17 protein-coding genes are annotated in these 16,037 nt (G+C 69.1%); 14 read left to right on the forward strand and 3 right to left on the reverse strand.

The genetic code is table 11. The annotated features are described in order from the left end of the window. Window positions 1–4: 4 nt before the first annotated feature. The gene (locus tag ACWGSK_RS18610) at window positions 5–847 is read right to left on the reverse strand and encodes a hypothetical protein (protein WP_452456343.1); all 843 of its coding nucleotides are present in this window, start codon (window positions 845–847) and stop codon (window positions 5–7) included. Between the two features lie 122 nt (window positions 848–969). Next, window positions 970–2,472, reverse strand: a complete 1,503-nt coding sequence (locus ACWGSK_RS18615) for an NAD(P)H-hydrate dehydratase (RefSeq protein ID WP_358506683.1) — start codon at window positions 2,470–2,472, stop codon at window positions 970–972. Window positions 2,473–2,630: 158 nt separating this feature from the next. Here ACWGSK_RS18615 and ACWGSK_RS18620 point away from each other — a divergent pair, with 158 nt between their 5' ends. The 10 genes from ACWGSK_RS18620 to ACWGSK_RS18665 all read left to right on the forward strand — a co-directional run bounded on the left by ACWGSK_RS18620 (window position 2,631) and on the right by ACWGSK_RS18665 (window position 10,577). Continuing rightward, complete coding sequence (locus ACWGSK_RS18620; RefSeq protein WP_358506685.1) at window positions 2,631–4,385, forward strand: N-acetylmuramoyl-L-alanine amidase; 1,755 nt, start codon at window positions 2,631–2,633, stop codon at window positions 4,383–4,385. A gap of 182 nt (window positions 4,386–4,567) precedes the next feature. Beyond that, window positions 4,568–4,930 carry a hypothetical protein gene (locus ACWGSK_RS18625; RefSeq protein WP_358506688.1) on the forward strand — a complete coding sequence of 121 codons (363 nt, stop codon included), beginning with the start codon at window positions 4,568–4,570 and terminating at the stop codon, window positions 4,928–4,930. After that, window positions 4,923–5,366: a hypothetical protein gene (locus ACWGSK_RS18630; RefSeq protein WP_452456344.1), complete on the forward strand. Its 444-nt coding sequence runs from the start codon at window positions 4,923–4,925 to the stop codon at window positions 5,364–5,366. Before ACWGSK_RS18625 ends, ACWGSK_RS18630 begins: the two co-directional genes overlap by 8 nt. A gap of 58 nt (window positions 5,367–5,424) precedes the next feature. Further along, window positions 5,425–5,829 carry a hypothetical protein gene (locus tag ACWGSK_RS18635; protein WP_452456345.1) on the forward strand — a complete coding sequence of 135 codons (405 nt, stop codon included), beginning with the start codon at window positions 5,425–5,427 and terminating at the stop codon, window positions 5,827–5,829. Between the two features lie 10 nt (window positions 5,830–5,839). Beyond that, on the forward strand, window positions 5,840–6,688 hold the full coding sequence (locus ACWGSK_RS18640) for a sulfurtransferase (RefSeq protein ID WP_452456346.1): 849 nt from the start codon (window positions 5,840–5,842) through the stop codon (window positions 6,686–6,688). A 293-nt stretch (window positions 6,689–6,981) separates the two neighbouring features. Continuing rightward, the gene (locus ACWGSK_RS18645; protein ID WP_358506700.1) at window positions 6,982–7,584 is read left to right on the forward strand and encodes a DUF4178 domain-containing protein; all 603 of its coding nucleotides are present in this window, start codon (window positions 6,982–6,984) and stop codon (window positions 7,582–7,584) included. Window positions 7,585–7,591: 7 nt separating this feature from the next. Beyond that, window positions 7,592–8,098, forward strand: a complete 507-nt coding sequence (locus ACWGSK_RS18650) for a DUF2617 family protein (protein ID WP_358506703.1) — start codon at window positions 7,592–7,594, stop codon at window positions 8,096–8,098. A 10-nt stretch (window positions 8,099–8,108) separates the two neighbouring features. Next, complete coding sequence (locus tag ACWGSK_RS18655; protein ID WP_358506706.1) at window positions 8,109–8,426, forward strand: hypothetical protein; 318 nt, start codon at window positions 8,109–8,111, stop codon at window positions 8,424–8,426. An 86-nt stretch (window positions 8,427–8,512) separates the two neighbouring features. Beyond that, window positions 8,513–8,941 carry a DUF350 domain-containing protein gene (locus ACWGSK_RS18660; protein WP_358506709.1) on the forward strand — a complete coding sequence of 143 codons (429 nt, stop codon included), beginning with the start codon at window positions 8,513–8,515 and terminating at the stop codon, window positions 8,939–8,941. 28 nt (window positions 8,942–8,969) lie between these two features. Further along, the gene (locus tag ACWGSK_RS18665) at window positions 8,970–10,577 is read left to right on the forward strand and encodes a polyamine aminopropyltransferase (RefSeq protein WP_452456347.1); all 1,608 of its coding nucleotides are present in this window, start codon (window positions 8,970–8,972) and stop codon (window positions 10,575–10,577) included. Between the two features lie 365 nt (window positions 10,578–10,942). Here ACWGSK_RS18665 and ACWGSK_RS18670 read toward each other — a convergent pair whose 3' ends face one another. Continuing rightward, window positions 10,943–11,407, reverse strand: a complete 465-nt coding sequence (locus ACWGSK_RS18670; protein WP_358506715.1) for a flavodoxin family protein — start codon at window positions 11,405–11,407, stop codon at window positions 10,943–10,945. A 363-nt stretch (window positions 11,408–11,770) separates the two neighbouring features. Here ACWGSK_RS18670 and ACWGSK_RS18675 point away from each other — a divergent pair, with 363 nt between their 5' ends. The 4 genes from ACWGSK_RS18675 (at window position 11,771) to ACWGSK_RS18690 (ending at window position 16,008) form a co-directional block, all read left to right on the forward strand. After that, a complete protein-coding gene (locus ACWGSK_RS18675; RefSeq protein ID WP_358506718.1) occupies window positions 11,771–12,433 on the forward strand; it encodes a DUF4352 domain-containing protein in 663 nt (220 codons plus the stop codon). Window positions 12,434–12,734: 301 nt separating this feature from the next. Continuing rightward, window positions 12,735–13,577, forward strand: coding sequence for a nitrilase-related carbon-nitrogen hydrolase (locus ACWGSK_RS18680; protein ID WP_358506721.1), 843 nt, complete (start codon window positions 12,735–12,737; stop codon window positions 13,575–13,577). Between the two features lie 4 nt (window positions 13,578–13,581). Beyond that, on the forward strand, window positions 13,582–14,988 hold the full coding sequence (gene hydA, locus ACWGSK_RS18685; RefSeq protein WP_358506724.1) for a dihydropyrimidinase: 1,407 nt from the start codon (window positions 13,582–13,584) through the stop codon (window positions 14,986–14,988). Between the two features lie 9 nt (window positions 14,989–14,997). After that, window positions 14,998–16,008 carry a TIGR03842 family LLM class F420-dependent oxidoreductase gene (locus tag ACWGSK_RS18690; protein ID WP_358506727.1) on the forward strand — a complete coding sequence of 337 codons (1,011 nt, stop codon included), beginning with the start codon at window positions 14,998–15,000 and terminating at the stop codon, window positions 16,006–16,008. The last annotated feature ends 29 nt before the right edge of the window (window positions 16,009–16,037 follow it).

Consider the following 16,037-nt stretch of genomic DNA (forward strand, 5'->3'; position numbering starts at 1 on the left):
AAAATCAGACAGGAAGGGCGAAGAAGAGGCCCACCCAGATGAGCGCCAGGTCGCCCAGGATGTCCCGCCCACGTTCGATCTCGCGGGGTTCCCCTTCCGGTGCCCGCCGGGCGGCGAACCGGGACAGCCGCTCTGCGTCCAGGTCGACCCCGGTGTGGATGACCGTCCCATCCCTCAGGCGCAGCCGCCGACCCTCGACCCTGTCCAGCGCTTCGACGGGGACGGAGGTCACGTGGATTCGGTGCACCACCTGGATCCACGTGCCCGCCAGGCGCACCCGGGACAGGGACAGGTGCAGCGCGTAGACGCCCAGGATCGCGACCGGCAGGACGGCGAGGCCCACGACGATCCGCCACGCTAGGGGAAACGACTCAGACGACATGGGATTCGGTAGCCACCACAGCGTCATGCCGAATACGACCGTCGCGATGACGATTCCCAGGAATGCCCGCCCCGGGTTCCACAGGGTTCCGCTCTCCGGCACCGGGTGGAACCGTGCCGGGTCACGGCGACCGTCCGGCCCGTTCCCGGACCGCAGCGCCCGCCCCTCCCCCGTCTGTCCACCGAGTCCGACCAACCCATAGAGCAGGGCGAGTATCCCCTCGTGGTGGAATTCGACAGCGGTCACTATCGACAAGGTGAACAGGCAGAAGAGTCCGCTGATCGTGCCCCACCAGCGCATCCGGGAGTGGGGCAGGAACGCCGCCCGCAGCAGCTCGCCCCGGGTCGGCGGTGGACCGTGGACGCGCACTCTGGCCGCGACGAAACGCCGGTGTTCGGAGCCCAGCGCCATCGCGATGACGACGGCCCAGAACAGGAACAGCACCACGGGGAGGGTCCAGGACACGGGGAGACCTGTCCGGTCGGGGCACTGCCGTGCCGGTGGGGGATCCTTCGGCCACCCACCTTAGGGATCCCGGGTCACGTCCAGGACAACAGCGGACGATCCCGGCAAGCCCGGCCCCGCGGTCACTTCTGTTCCAGGACCTCCCTCAGGGCGAGGGGGAGCGCGTCCAACAGGTCCGAGGTGCTGATCGGGGCGCCGTCCCGCGCCAACACGGCCGCGCGTCCGTGCAGGTAGGCGGCGCACAGGGCGGCCTCCTGCGGGTGCTGCCCCGACGCCAGGAACGCGCCGGCCATCCCCGAGAGCACGTCCCCCGAACCCGCCGTCGCGAGCAGCGGGGTCCCCGTCGGGTTGGCGACGACCGGTGCGCCCGGGTGGGCGATCAGCGTCGTCGAACCCTTCAACAGCACGGTCGCCCGATACCGCGACGCCGCGCGCGACACGTGTTCCAGCCGGCGCGCCTCGATGTCGGAACGTTCGGCGTCGGGCAACAGCCGCGCCAGCTCACCCGCGTGCGGGGTCAGCAGGGTGTGCGCCGAACGGTCTCGGACCAGTTCGGCGAGGTGTTCCTCGGCGCCGACCAACGTTAGGGCGTCCGCGTCGAGCAGCACCGGCCGATCGCTCTCCAGCAACGCCTTCACCTCGTCCACCTCGGTGGGGTCGGTGCCTCGCCCGGAGCCGACCACGACGGCCGCGACGCGCCCCGGGCCCAGGTCGGCGTCGCTTCCCGGGTCCAGGCGCTCGCCGACCGTCTCCGGCCAGCGGGAGATCACCTGGGAGAGCACCTGTTCCCCGCCGCCGTACCGGACCATCCCCACGCCTGTGCGCAGTGCCCCGCCCACGCACAGGACGGCGGCGCCCGGAAAGCGGTCGGAGCCGGCGCGCACCGCGAGCACGCCCCGGCGGTACTTGTCGGACTCCGCCCCCGGCGTGGGCAACAGCCGCGCGATGTCCACAGCCTGTGGACGGAGGAGGTCGGAGCCGGGCAGTTCCGGTCCGAGTCCGATGTCGACGAGGTGGACGCTCCCGGCCCGTTCGGCGCCGGGGTCGACGAACAGCCCCGGCTTGTACGTGCCGAAGGTGATCGTGGCGTCGGCGGCGATCGCGGGCCCGGCGACCTCACCAGTGTCGGCGTCCACACCGCTGGGCAGGTCCACCGCGAGCACCGGGGCCGGCGAGTTCACGGCCAGGGCGGCCAACGCGCCGTGGGGTTCGCGCAGACCCCCGCGCCCGCCGATGCCGACGAGCCCGTCGACGATCAGGTCGGTGTCGAAGAGCGCGGTCTGCACGTCGTCGGAGAGGGTCCCCTCCTTCGCCACGGTCAGGACGCGACCGCCCGCGCGCCGCAGCGCGGTCGCACCGCCCGGGTGGAGTCGGGACCCGGCGGCCACCGCGCGCACGTGGGAACCCCGGGCGGCCAGGTCCGCCCCCGCGTACAGGGCGTCGCCGCCGTTGTCGCCGCCGCCCACCAGGAGGGTGACGCGGGAGCCGTACACCCGGGGCAGCGCCCGGGAGCAGTGCACGGCCAGCCCGGTGGCGGCGCGACGCATGAGGACGCCTTCGGGCAGACGGTCCATGAGCGTCTGTTCGGCCTCGCGGACGGCGTCGACGTTGTGGGCTGAAAGCACCGGGCACCTCCGAGGGACGGGTCGGATCTCTCATCGTGACGCACCGGAGCCGGATAACACCCGTCCCACCACACCCACTAGCGATCGACTTTTGGCACATATCGCCCGTTGTTACGGGTTCACCACGTAGAGAAGCCGTTAATGGGGACAATGGAGGTATGCCTCGACCGAGCAAATACGTGTCCAGGTCCGATCTGGGCTGGGGTTCGTCCCCGGCCGACCAGGCCAACCCCCGTTCCGGCCTGGTCATCCACTACGACTCAGCCGACCAGAACCTGGCGGGCAAGGACCACTCCGCCTGCCTGTCCTACTGGCGCAGCACCCGCGACTTCCACACCGGCCCCTCCCGCGGCTGGGCCGACATCGGGTACTGCGTCGACGCCGAGACCGAGATCCTCACCGAGAACGGGTGGCGGACCTTCCGCGAGATCGCCATGGGCGACCTCGTCCTCACCCTCGACCACACGAGTGGCACCTCCCGTTGGCAGCCGCTGACCGCGGTCAACGTCTTCCCCGCCATGCCTCGCGAGCTGCTCCGGATGGAGGGGTTCGGCCACTCCTCCCTCACCACCGGCCGACACCGCTGGCCGGTCGAACGCCCCTCCGCCGCCGGCGAACCCGAGCGGGCGTGGGCGACCAGCGCGACCCTGCGTGCGGGGGACCTGATCACGCTGTCCGCGCCCTGCCAGGCGCCACCCACCGAAGCCAAGTGGCCCGATGCCCTGGTGGAACGGCTCGCGCGCGCCTGCGTAGCCGGAGAACCGCGCACGGGTGACGGCCACGACGACCCCCTCCCCGAGGAGATCACCGAACACGCCCCGGACGGGGTGCCCTCGCACGGGTTCCTGTCCGCCCTGACCGGCCCGCAACTCGACCTGTTCCTGCGGTCCGCCTCCGGTAGCGGCGGTGAGGGGACGGGCATGCTGCTCGCTCCCTCACCTGCGGTGGCCGAATCCTTGTTGTTCGCCGCCGTCCTCGCCGGGAGGGCGGCCGTCCGGCACGAAGGAGGGGACGCGAACCGGGTGGACCTGCTCGACCGGGACCGCTTCGCCCCCGAGGACGTCACCGTCACCCGGGAGGACCACGACGGTCCCGTCTGGTGTCCCACCACCCCCGACGGGACGTGGCTGGCCCGTCGAAAGGGAACGGTGTACTTCACCGGGAACTCCTTCATGGCCTGCCCGCACGGGTACGTGATCGAGGGGCGAGGGCTGTACCGCGCCCAGGCCGCCCAGCCCGGCGGCAACACCAGCCACTACTCGTGCACGCTCGCCACCGGCCCCAAGGACCCCATCACCCCCGAGCAGATCAACGCCGTCCGGGCCCTTCGGCAGTGGCTCATGGAGCCCGACACCTCCATCGCGGGCAGTGTCTCGGGGCACCGCGACTTCATCTCCACGTCCTGCCCCGGAGACAAGGCCTACAAGCTCGTACAGGACGGCACCTTCGCCAAGGACCCCGACGACACAGAGGGAGACGACGACATGCCCCGACACCGCAGGTTCGAGAAGGACGACGCCCAGTCCATGGAGCCCGGCGACTGGGTGAGTCTGGCGTTCGACCGGCGGCACGACGGCGAGACCGGCGAGTTCTACTCGCTCGTGGGGGTCGAGGAGACCGACGGCGCCCACTACGACATCTCCGTCGGGGTGGTCCTGGAGGGCGTCACCCCCGGCGCCGAGGTGCAGATCCGCGCCACCGAGTACGAGTCCGACGGTGACGGCGGCTGGAAGATCGCCCGCAACCGCCCCCAGCACAGCCCCATGCACAAGAGTGGCCAAGGCCACTTCACCTACTCGTGGAAGGGCAACCTGGCGGAGGGTCGACGGGTCCGCGTCCGGCTGGCGCAGTTCGGTGACAGTACGGCGCAGGTGGTCTCGGCGACCACCGACGTCTTCTACTGGCCCCGCTGACCCGGCACCGACTTCTTCGACCATGGCGTCGCCCCCGGCCCCCCCCCGGGGGCGACGCCATGCCGGTTCCACCGACGGCCCCGCCCTGTACCGGGCGGTACTCCGGACGTACTACCGTGTGTCGTAGTCGTGTGGTCCGCTGACATGGGTGGACGTTCCGGAAGTACCCGAGCGGAGGCGACGTGGTCGACTGGCTGACCATGTTGATTCAGATGGTGTCGTTGGCGATGGCCGTGTGGTGCCTCGTCTCGACCTTCCGAGACCAGCCGATGCTGGTCCCCCACCTGGTCGGCATGGGTGTTCTGTGGCTTCTGGTCCTGGGCCAGGTCGGCGCGATGGTCTTCGCCATGATCGGCGGTGACCGCCCCGACGATCTGGCGATGGTGATCTCCTACCTGGCGACCGTCGCCCTCCTGCCCCCGGCCAGCGCGGTGTGGGGGTTCATGGAGCGCAGCAAGTGGGGACCGGCGGTGATCGCCTTCACCTGCCTCATCCTCCCCGTCCTGCTGGTGCGCATCGAACAGCTGTGGAGTCCCGTTGTCTGACGCCGAGACCACGCCCCCGGCCCCCGACCGCACCCTGCGCACCGGACCGGGCCGGCTTCTCGTGGCCGTGTACGCCGTCTTCGCCCTGGCGGCCACCGCCCGTGGCACCTACCAACTGGTGACACGCTTCGAGGAGGCTCCGCTGGCGTACGCGCTGTCGGTGTTCGCCGGTGTGGTGTACCTCGTTGCCGCGATCGGCCTGGCCCGCGCCGGTCGCGTCTCCCGCAAGGTCGCCCTGGTGTCGGTGACCGTGGAGATGGTCGGGGTCCTGGTGGTGGGCGCCCTGTCCGAGTTCACCAGCGGGATCTTCCCCGAGGACACCGTCTGGTCGCACTTCGGCAGCGGCTACCTGTTCATTCCCCTGGTCCTGCCGATCCTGGGTCTGTGGTGGATCCTCAAGGTGCACCGCGCCGACCGCGCCCACCCCGTGGGGTGACGCGGGACACAGTGTCGCGGACCGCATAGTTCCGGACATCGCGGGCACAGACGTGTGCATGGAGGTACACACGCAGGCCCCCACCCGGCCTCTCTTCCCCTCATATCTGGGTGGCGGCGTCGTGTTCGCCGTGTCCCTCGGTCTGGTCGCGTTCGTGTGGAACGCGAACGCCCCCAACGTGATCGAGCACCGCATCTTCCTGGTGTTGTGGCTGTCGGGCGCCGCGATCCTGGCAGCCCTGCTGTGGGCCGACGCGCGAACGCCCCGGGGCGCCTCCCGCAGCCTCGCCACCTTCGCCATCGGTCTCGTCGCGGCGACCGCCCTCAGCACCATGCCCTGGGCGAACCTGGACTCGGCCCTCTGGTACCAGGTGTGGCTGTCGGTCCCGCTCCTGACCGGGCTGGGCCTGGTCGCCTTCCGACCCACCCCGCCGAACCCGCCCGGCGTCGACTCCCCGCACTAGGCTGTCGACCATGTCAGAGCCGACTCTTCCCGTGGCCGTCTCCTCCGAATGGCTCCGCGAACACCGTGATCAGGTCGTCCTCGTCGACTCCCGTTGGTACATGGACGGTCGTTCGGGAGCCCTCGCCCATCGGGCCGGGCACATCCCCGGTGCCGTGTTCGCCGACGTGGACACCGACCTCGCCGCCCCCGCGAGCGCGGAAGGGGGACGCCACCCGTTGCCCTCCCCCGAGGACCTCGCCCGTTCCCTCGGCGCACTCGGCGTCGGCGACACCACCACGGTGGTGGTCTACGACGACGCCGGGGGTTCGGTGGCCGCCCGGATGGTGTGGATGCTGCGCGCCCTCGGCACCCCCGCAGCCTTCCTCGACGGTGGCCTCCAGAGCTGGACCGGCCCATTGGAGGAGGGTGAGGTGACGGTCGAGCCCGCGCACCGGACCCCGATCCCGTGGCCCTCCGACCGGATCGTGAACACCGAGGAACTGCGCGACGAACTCTCCGACCCCGACCGGCTGCTGTTGGACGCCCGCGTGTACGGGCGCTTCACCGGCGCCGAACCGGCCCCCGTCGACGCGCGGGCGGGACACGTCCCCGGGGCGCGCAGCGCCCAATGGCCCGCCAACCTGGGCCCCGACGGGCTGTTGGCCGCGCCCGAGACGCTGCGCGAGCGCTTCGCCGCCCTGGGCGCGGACTCCGCGCGCACCGTCACCGCCTACTGCGGCTCGGGAGTGACCGCCTGCCACGACCTACTGGCGTTGGAACACGCCGGTTACGGTCATACCCGTCTGTACCCGGGTTCGTGGAGCCGTTGGGGCGGGGACGAGTCGCTCCCGTTGGAGACCGGTGATCCCCGGGCGTGACCCCCGCCCGTACGAAACCACCTCTGACCGGCTCCGATACCCTTGGGCCCGCGCCTACCCGCGCGGGCCTTGTCCTTTTCGCCCCTATTTGTTCTTGCCACCGCCTAGGGTGGACGGACGAGGAACGAAGGAACCGACGGCAAAGGGGCGTAAGTCAACCCTTCGACCACGCGAAAGATTCCCGAATCGCAGCGTTGTCGGAACCAGAACCCCTGTTCCGACGTCACAGCGAACAGAGGGTCCCCGCCCCCCGGAACCGATTGACGTGCTCCACCGCGAAACGAGGAACTCTGGTGATCGAACTCCTTCTCCTACTGATTCTCATCGTTGGAATCGTGATCGGAGTCCTGATCTACACGCAGCGCTCGCGCTCGCGGAAGCAGGACACCGCTCCCCCACCGCCGCCCCAGGACCCCTTCGCCGCTTCCTCGACCACCGACACCGCCGGTGACCCTCGGGCCATCAAGGCCGGCGACATGATCGACTGGGGCAACGAACGCACCTGGATCCGCGGCACCCTACGCCTGTCCGAGGGTGGCTACACCTGGTCCGAGCACTTCCTGGAGGTGGAGGGCGGCAAGCGCTGGCTCTCCGTCGAGGAGGACCCGGACGTGGAGTTGGCCCTGTGGACCGGTCGCCCCGACCTGACCATGGTGCCCCAGGGCAAGAACATCGAGCTCGAAGGTGTCACCTACAAGCTCGACGAGAAGGGCTCCGGCTCCTACCGCTCCGAGGGGACCACCGGTCTGAAGGCCGAGGGCGGTATGGACTACGCCGACTACGAGTCCACCGATGGCAAGCTGCTCGCCTTCGAGCGCTTCGACCACGGGAACTGGGAGGTCAGCACCGGCGAGAAGATCCACGCCGGTACGTTCACGATCTTCCCCGGGAGCTGATGCCCCCATGCGTGCGACCATCAGCGCCCCCTTCGTCGACACCAACGCAGACGACCTGGTCTGGACCCTGAACCACCCGCTGGTCGACCCTCTCGCCACCCGCACCGTCCAGGTGTCGGGGCTGTCGGTCGAACTCCGGGTGCTGGGCGCCTCGCACCAGGTCGTACTCGGTGCCGGACCGGGTGCGCCGGTGGAGACGGTCGCCTGCCTGCCGGGGGTTCCCGGCGGGCTTCCCGGCAACGCCGAGCACCCCCTGCCTGGGGTGGGCGACTACCGCTTCGACTCGATCGTCGAGTCATTGCCCCGCACCGAACTGACTCGCCGGGTGGAGGGGATCCACCAGGAGACCTCGAACTCGCCCGGTGGGCTCATCGTCGCCTTCCCCGGTGACCCCCTCGCGGTCACCGCACTGCACCTGACCTCCGGCAATGGGACCTCGTTGCGTTGGCGGACCTGGCACGCCTATCCGCAGAGCGGCGAACTGGTGACGACGATCACGACCTTGACCCCCTAGGGAGGCCCTCATGTCCACGATCAAGACTCCACGCCACAAGATCGCGGCGGTCGGTGGCGCGACCGCCCTGTTGCTGCTTCTGTCCGCCTGTGGCGGTAGCAACAGCGCCGACTGCCGGCCCAGCGACAGTTCCACCAGTGGTACGACCACGTCGTCGTCCGCCGACCGCACCCCGAGCCCCTCGCCCACCGACGACTGCAACGGCCGCAGCGGTGGTGGCGGCGGCGGTTTCTTCTTCTTCGGCGGCGGTGGCGGAGGTGGCAACAACTCCAACAGCGGGGGAAGTGGAAGCGACACTCGCGGTGGCGGATCGGGGTTCGGTAAGTAAGCCGAGTTCAGGCCAGTAGTCTGCCGTGTCGGGGGTACCCCACGGTCCCTCCGGACGCACGAGTTTCCCCCGACACGGACAAGGCCATGAACGAAATTCTCACCAGCTCGCTCTACGCCCTGGGTTACGGCGTGGTCGGCACGGTCATCATGCTGCTCGGCTACCTGATCACCGACCTGCTCACCCCGGGCAAACTCCACAAACTGATCTGGGAGGACCGGAACAGGAACGCCATCCTGCTGGTCTCCGCCAACACCCTGGGCGCCGCGATCGTGGTGGTCTCCGCGATCCTGTCCAGCTACTCCGAACTGGGTCTCGGCGCCGGTCTGCTCTCCGCCCTGATCTTCGGCCTCATCGGTCTGGTCGTGATGGCCCTGTCCTTCCTCCTGATCGATCTGATCATCCCGGGCCGGGTCAGCCACATGATCAGCGACCCCGAATGGCACCCGGCGACGTGGGTCAACGCGACCGCGCACGTCTCCATCGCCCTGGTCGTGGCCGCGGCGATCTCCTAGAAGTTCTTCTCCAGAAAGCAGCAGTAGTGTGACCGACACCCCGGCCGTCGAGGCCGCCGACTCCGATGCCTCCGATCCCGCCAGAACGCGACTTCCGGTGACACCACGACTGGCCCGGTTCCTCGTGCTTTTGGCGGTGTTCATCTGTGCCGCCTGCGGTCTGGTGTACGAGTTGGCACTCGTCGCGATCGGCAGTTACCTGTTGGGCGACACCATCACCCAGGCCTCCGTGGTGCTGTCGGTGATGGTGTTCGCCATGGGTGTGGGTTCGCTGCTGTCCAAGCGTTACCAGGCCCGCCCCGCCTTGGCCTTCGCCGTCATCGAGGGGCTGTTGTCCCTGGTCGGTGGTCTATCGATCCTGCTGCTGTACGGATCGTTCGCCTGGCTGTCCGCCTCGGCCTACCAGCCGACCCTGGTGTTGTTGGCGTTCGTCATCGGCATGCTCATCGGTGTCGAGATCCCGTTGCTGATGACGCTGATCCAGCGCATCCGAAAGCAGGACGCCTCCGAGGCGGTCGCGGACCTGTTCGCCGCCGACTACGTGGGCGGTCTGATCGGTGGTCTGGCGTTCCCGTTCCTGCTGTTGCCACTGCTGGGCCTGCCCAAGGGCGCACTCATGGTGGGCGCGCTCAACGCGGTGATCGGCATGGCCGTGGTGCTGTGGCTGTTCCGATCCGAACTCACCCGCCTCGCCTACGTGGGGCTGACCGTCGGGCTCGTGGTCATCGTGACGGTCCTGGGGCTGGCCTTCTACTACGCGGAGCGATTCGAGGTGGACGCCCGGCAGGCCATGTACCGGGACCCGATCGTGCACGCCGATCGCAGCGAGTACCAGGAGATCGTGGTCACCCAGTCCCTGGACGGCGTGGACACACGTCTGTTCCTCAACGGGGACCTGCAGTTCTCCACCTTGGACGAGTACCGGTACCACGAGTCGCTCATCCACCCCGCGATGGCCGGCCCGCGCGAGGACGTCCTGGTCCTGGGCGGCGGCGACGGTCTGGCCCTGCGGGAGATCCTGCGCTATGACGACGTCGAGTCGGCGACACTGGTCGACCTGGACCCGGCCGTGGTCGAGCTGGCCAGGGAGGACCCGGTGATCCGAGACCTCAACGACGACTCACTGCGGGACTCCCGGGTCGACGTGGTCAACACCGACGCCTTCCAGTGGCTACGGGACAACGCCGAGGACTTCGACGTGGTCATCGCGGACCTGCCCGACGGCACGGACGTGGGCACCTCGAAGCTGTACACGGTGGAGTTCTATTCGCTGATCGGTCAGGCGATGACGGGCGACAGCAGGCTGGTCGTCCAGGCCGGGTCGCCGTTCTTCGCGCCCGACGCCTACTGGGGCGTCCGGCACTCACTGGTGGAGGCGGGGATCGACGTCACCCCGTACAACGTGGACGTGCCGACCTTCGGTAACTGGGGCTTCTACCTCGGGACGCTGAACGGGGCACCGGAGCTGCGCATGCCCGAGGACGCCCCCGAGCTGCGCTACCTGGACCAGCCCTTGTTGGAGGCGGCGCAGGTGTTCCCGATGGACCGCCGCGAAGACGACGTCCAGGAGTCCACGATGATGCACCCGCGGGTGATCGGCTACCACCAGGATCGACAGGCCTGGCGCGGGTACTGACCGCCGCCGTAGGGAACCCGGAAACGACGTCGAGGCCGGCGCCCGTGAAGTGCGGGCGCCGGCCTCGACGAGGTCACCGCGCGACCTGACGATCTTGGGCCGGTGGGCGGTCACGCGGTGGTCCGGTGGAAGGTGGGAAGGCCGCGGGGGGAGCGGGTCACCTCTCGGAGCTCCCCCGCGGTCCGTGAACCATCCTGGCCTCGGGGCGAGGACGTGCGGTGGACGCCACGCCGCCCCGCTCGTCCCGAATGGCAACCCTTGACGCAGACTTACCGAGCCTTGCCGGAAAAGCCGCGTTCAGGGTCGTGTGTGGTCCGGTGACCGGTTCTCGACGGGCCCCTTCGAGGTCGTCCACCCCATCCCTCTCACCCTTCGGCGTGCTCCAAGGCGGCGAGTGCGGTGACCGCCCCCAGTTCCCAGCAGGCCTCCCGGGCCTCGGCGTCGGGGCGCCCGGTCACCGTCACCGGGGGCCGGTGCCGTTCCCAGCCCATGCCCTTGGCGATGGACTCCACCGAACGCACCGCGCCGGAGGTGTCGTTGTCGCCGTGCACGTACAGGGAGAACGGCAAGCCCTGGCGATCGACCTGGACCGGGTAGTACACCGTGTCGAAGAAGTGCTTGAGCGCACCCGACATGTAACCGATGTTGGCGGGGGTGCCGAGGACCACCGCGTCGGCCGCCAACAGGTCGGTCGGTGTCGCCGCCAGTGCCGCCCTGACCTCGACCTCCACGCCTTCGACGTCGTCGTCGCGCGCCCCCTCCAGGACCGCGTCCAGGAGTTCGCGTGTGGCGGGTGAGACGGTGTGGTGAACGATGAGCAGTCGTGCCATGCGCCCACCTTCTCAGAACCGATCGGCGCGATAGGGCATCCCACCCCTCACCGAGACGACCACGATCGGGGCACTTCGCGGTCAGCGTTGACCTCGACCCTCGGCATGTCGGTATCGTCGGAGCGTGCCCAAAGCTCTTGGAACCGGCACAAGTCGGATGGCGTCTCAGCCAACGGCACAACTTCAGTCTTCAGAAAGCCAGGCCCCGCCATGAGTCAGCCTCCTCCCTACGGACCTCCGCCCCCCGGCGGGCAACCGCCTATGGGGCCGCCTCCCGGAGGGATGCCTCCCGGAGGTCCGCCCCCGCCGGGCGGTATGCCCCCCGGCGGTATGCCCCCTGGTGGGCCCTATGGCCAACCGCCGATGGGTCCCCCTCCCGGTGGCCACTACGGGCAACCGCGGCCGAAGAAGACCTCCCCCTGGCTGTGGATCAGCCTGGGTTGCGGTGGCCTCTTCGTGATCGGTGTGGTCTTGGTCGTCCTTTTGGTCTTCGTCTTCGGTGACGAGCCCGAGGACGAGGGCGGATCCACCACCACCGGCGGCGGTGGATCCGAGGGCACCGGCGAGGACGAGAACGGCGGTTCCGCGGGAGCGGACACCGACTCCGGTCTGGGCAACGAGCCGCGCTCCAACCCCGACATGCCGGGGATCGGCGAGACCGTGGAGCACGACGGTCTGCGCTTCACCATCACCCAGATCGACTCGGGTCTCCCCGAGGCCGGCAGCCACACCCCGGTCGGCGAGTACGTCGCGGTCTGGATCGAGATCGAACCGGCCGGTTCGGCCGCCGACGACTTCTGGCGCGACGAGCAGCACCTCTACACCTACGACGGTCAAGAGATCGAAGAGGACTACGAGGCGACCTGGGACTACACCGAGGACAGCATGCTCATCGAACTGGAGCCCGGTGAGAGCTACGAGACCGTGATCGTGTTCGACGTGGACGACCCCTCGCAGATCTCCCACATGGGTCTGAGCGCCGAGACCCTCGGTGGCAACGAGGTCGAGGTCGACGTCACCGGCTGACGTGTGACGCCGACGCCGACGCCGACGTCGTGCGGGCGGGGCCGCCGGATCTGATCCGGCGGCCCCGACGCATGTGCGGACACATGAAATTCCACCCGGATGAGCGCTCGGGCTTGTCCGATCCTCCGACCGAATAACGCCACAGGAAGGTTATATATCCTCATACGACACAAATGCGAATTCGGTTAACACACTCTTATCCGGTCACGCGGGATGTCGGATATTGACCGGTCATTCGTCTCTTATCTAGGGTGCGGTCTCTACAGCGCAGGTCGCATGCTCGACCAGGAGCGAGGGAACCATGCCGCACAACGTCCGGGCAGCACTCGTACAGACCGAGTGGACCGGAGACACCGCATCCATGCTGGACGCCCACGAGCGGTACGCGCGGGAGGCCGCCGCGCAGGGCGCCGGGATCATCGGGTTCCAGGAGGTGTTCAACGCACCCTACTTCTGCCAGGTCCAGGAAGCCGAACACCACCGTTGGGCCGAGCCCGTACCCGACGGCCCCACCGTCACACGATTCCAGGCGCTCGCCGCGGAACTGAACATGGTGATGGTGCTTCCGGTCTTCGAGATCGAGAAACCCGGTTTCTACTACAACACCGCCGCCGTCATCGACGCCGACGGCACTTATCTCGGAAAGTACCGCAAGCACCACATTCCGCAGGTCAAAGGATTCTGGGAGAAGTACTACTTCCGTCCTGGAAACCTCGGATGGCCGGTGTTCGACACCGCCGTCGGCCGCGTCGGCGTCTACATCTGCTACGACCGCCACTTCCCCGAGGGCTGGCGTGCCCTGGGCCTGGCCGGCGCACAACTGGTCTACAACCCGTCCGCGACCAGCCGCGGCCTGTCCGCCCACCTGTGGAAGCTCGAACAGCCCGCCGCCGCCGTGGCCAACGAATACTTCGTCGCCGCCATCAACCGGGTCGGCCGGGAGGAGTACGGCGACAACGACTTCTACGGCACCAGCTACTTCGTCGACCCGCGCGGACAGTTCGTGGGCGAGGTCGCCTCCGACACCAAGGCCGAGCTGGTCGTCCGCGACCTCGATCTCGACATGGTCGACGAGGTCCGTCAGCAGTGGGCGTTCTACCGGGATCGCAGGCCCGACGCCTACGGCCCGCTGACGGAGGGATGAGACCATGACCCGGACCCTCATCAGCGGCGGCCTCGTCGTCACCTCGGCGGAGGAGGTCGAAGCCGACGTCCTCGTCGAGGACGGGAAGGTGGCCGCCCTCGCCCTGCGCGGCAGTGACGCCGCCCGCACCTGGGCCGAAGGCGACGCCGAGGTCATCGACGCCACCGGCCACTACGTCATCCCCGGCGGCGTCGACGGCCACACCCACATGGAGATGCCGTTCGGCGGTACGTACTCCTCGGACACCTTCGAGACCGGCACCCGCGCGGCGGCGTGGGGCGGCACCACCACCATCGTCGACTTCGCCATCCAGCGGCCGGGCGAGTCCGTGCGCGCCGGGGTGGACTCCTGGATGGCCAAGGCCGACGGCCGGTGCGCGATCGACTACGCGTTCCACGCCATCCTGTCCGACGTCAACGAATCCTCGTTGAAGGAGATGGACGCCCTCGTCGACGAGGGCGTCACCTCGTTCAAGCTGTTCATGGCCTACCCGGGCGTGTTCTACAGCGACGACGGTCAGATCCTGAGGGCGATGCAGCGCGGCGCCGCCAACGGCGCGCTCACGATGATGCACGCCGAGAACGGCATCGCCATCGACGTCCTCGTCGAGCAGGCCCTGGCCCAGGGGCGGACGGACCCGCGCCACCACGGGGAGGTCCGCAAGGCCCTGCTGGAGTCGGAGGCCACCCACCGCGCCATCCAGCTCGCCCGGGTCGCGGGCGCTCCCCTGTACGTGGTGCACGTGTCGGCGGGAGAGGCCGTGGCCGAACTGTCCCGGGCCCGGGACATGGGGCTCAACGTCTTCGGTGAGACGTGTCCGCAGTACCTGTTCCTGACGGTGGACGAACTCGCCGGACCCGGGTTCGAGGGCGCCAAGTACGTGTGCTCGACGCCGCTGCGGCCCGAGGAGCACCAGGCCCACCTGTGGCGGGCACTGCGCACCAACGACCTGTCCGTGGTCTCCACCGACCACTGCCCGTTCTGTTTCAGCGGACAGAAGGACCTGGGCGTGGGCGACTTCTCCAAGATCCCCAACGGCATGCCCGGGGTGGAACACCGAATGGACCTGCTGCACCAGGCCGTGGTGGAGGGGCACATCGGTCGCCGACGGTGGATCGAACTGGCCTGCGCCACCCCGGCCCGGATGTTCGGTCTATATCCGAGGAAGGGCACCATCGCCCCGGGCGCCGACGCCGACCTTGTCGTGTACGACCCGAACGCCGAGCGGACCCTGTCGGCGGAGACCCACCACATGAACGTGGACTACTCCGCGTACGAGGGGAAACGGGTGACGGGCGAGGCCCGCACCGTGCTCTCCCGGGGCCGCGTGATCGTGGACCGGGGTTCCTACCTGGGTTCGGCCGGCGACGGCTCGTACGTGCCCAGGTCCACCTGTCAGTACCTGATCTGAAGGGGCCGCATGGACATCGGACTGGTCCTCCAGACGGATCCGCCCGCCGACCTCCTGGTGGAGCGGATGGTGCGCGCCGAGGAGAAGGGGTTCACGCACGGGTGGACCTTCGACTCCGTGGTGCTGTGGCAGGAACCCTTCGTCATCCACAGCCGCGTCCTGGAGCGGACCGAGCGCCTGGTCGTGGGCCCCATGGTCACCAACCCCGCCACCCGCGCGTGGGAGGTGACCGCGTCGGTGTTCGCCACCCTGAACGACATGTACGGGAACCGGACGATCTGCGGGATCGGCCGCGGCGACTCGGCGATGCGGGTGGCCGGGCGCAGGCCCGCGACCCTGGAACGACTCTCACGGGCGATGACCGCGATCAAGGACCTCGCCGAAGGACGCGAGGCCGACGTGGAGGGGGCGACCCTGCGCATCCCGTGGGTGCGCGACGGTTCCCTGCCCATGTGGATGGGCGCGTACGGACCCAAGGCCCTGGACCTGGTGGGTCGGCGGGCCGACGGGTTCATCCTGCAACTCGCCGACCCCTACCTGACCGAGTGGATGGTCAAGGCGGTGCGGTCGGCCGCCGCCGACGCCGGGCGCGACCCGGACGAGGTGAAGGTGTGCGTGGCCGCGCCCGCCTACGTCACCGACGGATCCGTCGAAGGGCGGGCCCACGCCAGGGAGCAGTGCCGCTGGTTCGGCGGCATGGTGGGCAACCATGTCGCCGACCTGGTCTCCCGGTACGGGGACCGGTCGGACATGGTGCCCCGTGAGCTGACCGACTACGTCAAGGCCCGCCAGGGCTACGACTACAGCCACCACGGCCGGGCCGACAACCCGGACACCGAGTTCGTTCCGGACTCCATCGTCGACCGGTTCTGCCTGATCGGGACGGTCGACGAACACCTGGAGAAGCTGGAGCGGCTGCGCGCCGCGGGTGTGGACCAGTTCGCGATCTACGCGATGCACGACGACGTCGACGGTGTGATCGACACCTACGGGAGCAGGATCGTCCCGGCGATGTCCTGAGCGGACACGGCCACGTCCGTGACCCGCCC

Source organism: Nocardiopsis sp. NPDC055551, from assembly GCF_053619415.1.

What these genes read in the sequence shown, in the direction of transcription:
- hydA (WP_358506724.1), top strand. Translation starts at nt 13,582, where the DNA reads ATGACCCGGACCCTCATCAGCGGCGGCCTCGTCGTCACCTCGGCGGAG.
- ACWGSK_RS18640 (WP_452456346.1), top strand. Translation starts at nt 5,840, where the DNA reads ATGTCAGAGCCGACTCTTCCCGTGGCCGTCTCCTCCGAATGGCTCCGC.
- ACWGSK_RS18675 (WP_358506718.1), top strand. Translation starts at nt 11,771, where the DNA reads ATGGGTCCCCCTCCCGGTGGCCACTACGGGCAACCGCGGCCGAAGAAG.
- ACWGSK_RS18680 (WP_358506721.1), top strand. Translation starts at nt 12,735, where the DNA reads ATGCCGCACAACGTCCGGGCAGCACTCGTACAGACCGAGTGGACCGGA.
- ACWGSK_RS18635 (WP_452456345.1), top strand. Translation starts at nt 5,425, where the DNA reads ATGGAGGTACACACGCAGGCCCCCACCCGGCCTCTCTTCCCCTCATAT.
- ACWGSK_RS18620 (WP_358506685.1), top strand. Translation starts at nt 2,631, where the DNA reads ATGCCTCGACCGAGCAAATACGTGTCCAGGTCCGATCTGGGCTGGGGT.
- ACWGSK_RS18655 (WP_358506706.1), top strand. Translation starts at nt 8,109, where the DNA reads ATGTCCACGATCAAGACTCCACGCCACAAGATCGCGGCGGTCGGTGGC.
- ACWGSK_RS18690 (WP_358506727.1), top strand. Translation starts at nt 14,998, where the DNA reads ATGGACATCGGACTGGTCCTCCAGACGGATCCGCCCGCCGACCTCCTG.
- ACWGSK_RS18670 (WP_358506715.1), bottom strand. Translation starts at nt 11,407, where the DNA reads ATGGCACGACTGCTCATCGTTCACCACACCGTCTCACCCGCCACACGC.
- ACWGSK_RS18660 (WP_358506709.1), top strand. Translation starts at nt 8,513, where the DNA reads ATGAACGAAATTCTCACCAGCTCGCTCTACGCCCTGGGTTACGGCGTG.
- ACWGSK_RS18650 (WP_358506703.1), top strand. Translation starts at nt 7,592, where the DNA reads ATGCGTGCGACCATCAGCGCCCCCTTCGTCGACACCAACGCAGACGAC.